At 68.8% G+C, this 1,959-nt stretch carries 2 protein-coding genes; one reads left to right on the top strand and one right to left on the bottom strand.

The genetic code is table 11. The features are described 5' to 3' along the window. The coding region (locus VF794_RS24535; RefSeq protein WP_331114414.1) for a CARDB domain-containing protein at window positions 1–1,551 on the top strand (1,551 nt) is incomplete at its 5' end. 97 nt (window positions 1,552–1,648) lie between these two features. On the opposite strand, the gene VF794_RS24530 is transcribed toward VF794_RS24535, so the two are convergent. Further along, on the bottom strand, window positions 1,649–1,959 hold a 311-nt coding region (locus VF794_RS24530; protein ID WP_331114412.1), incomplete at its 5' end, for a hypothetical protein.

Below are 1,959 nucleotides of genomic sequence, written 5' to 3'. Positions count from 1 at the left end.
ACCGCGAGTGCTTCGGCGTGGACCCCCGGCGAAGGCACCTGGTACCTCGGCGCCATCGTCGATCCCCAGAACTCGTCCGCCGAGCAGCGGGAGGACAACAACGTCCTGGTTGGCAACGTCATGGTCACCAGGGAGTTGCCGAACCTGACGGTGGCCAGCGTCAAGGCGGCGGAGAGCGCCGTGCCCTACGGGGCCTTCACCACGGAGGTGTCCGTCTGCAACCGCGGCTTCATGGACAGCCCGCCGACGAACCTGGAAGTGCGGGTGTCCACGGACGCTGTCCTCACCAATGCGGATCCCATGGTGGGTGTTACGCCCGTGGGCAGTCTGCTGGGAGGCCAGTGCACCAACGTGCGTACGCAGTTCTCCGCGCCGCCCTCGGGCACCTGGTACGTGGGCGCGGTGGTGGACGCGGGTAACGGAGTGCAGGAGGGAATCGAGGGGGACAACGCCACCCTGGGCGGCGTGCTGGCGGTGGGCAATGGCCCCAACCTCTCCGTGGCCTCGGAGGCCGTGCAGGCTCCTTCCAACGTGCTGGGCGGCGCCACCTTCGCCACCAGCCTGAAGGTGTGCAACACCGGCAACGCCTACAGCGGTGGCTCCCAACTGGAGCTGAGGCTGTCGGCGGACACCACCATCACCACCACGGACACCGTGGTGGGCAACGCCCCGGTGCCCTCGCTGGCGGCGGGTGCGTGCGCGACTGTGAGCCTCAACGCCTCGGCTTCCGTGGCGTCGGGCGTGTGGTACCTCGCCGCTCGTGTCGACCCTGGCTCCTCGCTCACCGAGCTGCGTGAGGATGACAACACCTCCATGCCTGTGTTGCTGGGTGTGGGCTCCGGGTCGGATCTCCAGGTGTCGGTGGTGAGTGGGCCGCCCAGTGTGATGCCCAACGCCTCCTTCTCCACCAATGCCACCGTGTGCAACCGTGGTACCGCCTCGGCCGCTGCGTCGCAGGTGGCGGTGCGTCTGACGTTGCAGGGCTACGGCACGCAGGACACCTTCGTTGTCGGCACCGCTCCGGTGTCCACCCTGGCGGCGGGCCAGTGCCAGCCCGTGACGGTGCCCGCCACGGCGCCGACGCTCTTCTTCGACTACAGCCCGGTGGTATTCACCCTGTCTGCGGTGGCGGACTCGGCGGGTGTGGTGACGGAGCTGGTGGAGGCCAACAACACCACCTCCGGAGCGCGTCTGGTCATTGGCATGCGGCCTGACTTCGTCATCACCGCCGTCAATGGGCCCACCGTCGCCTCGCCCTATGGCAGCCAGCCCCTGGTGCTCGTCACGGTGTGCAACCAGGGCACGAGTGCTGGCAGTCCCTCGCCCGAGGTGTACTTCTCCAGCGACTCCTCGCTCACGTTCGACGACTTCCGCTCCATCCGACTGAGCATGCCCACCGTGTATCCGGGCCAGTGCCACACGGCCAGCGCTCCGGCGTGGACCCCTGGCGAGGGCACCTGGTACGTCGGCGCCAACCTCATGTTGCCCCAGGACGCGGAGCTGCTCTTCGACAACAATGCCCTGCTGGGCAACGTCATCGTGGTCAACTGAGAGCGGCATCGGAACGCCAACAGCCGCCCCGGGGGTCTCCCGGGGCGCGCTGTGCCGAGCCCAGCCATGGTGTCCCGGCCACACGGGGCCGAGCTCCTCACGCGAAGGCGGCGCTGCGCAGGAGCATCACGTCAGCGAAGTCCCGGCGCTGCGGCGCGAGACACAGCGCCCCCTGTGACACCTGCTCGAGGAAGTGCTCGCCGTAGTCGTGGCGGGGGCCCGAGGCGTACACGGTGATGTCCCGGGCCCGCGCGAGGTCCCCGAGCGTCCGGGCCACCGCGTGCGCCACCTCTCCCCAGAAGGGGAAGTACAGATAGAACGCGGTGCCGTCCGACAGGTCCACATCGCGGACATCCGCGTGGATGAACTCCAGGTTCGGCAGCGCGAAACGCTCGCCATTGCGGCGCG

Origin of the sequence: Archangium sp., assembly GCF_036389735.1 — a bacterium.
Taxonomy (GTDB): Bacteria; Myxococcota; Myxococcia; order Myxococcales; family Myxococcaceae; genus Archangium.
This window is presented reverse-complemented; position numbering and strand designations above follow the sequence as displayed.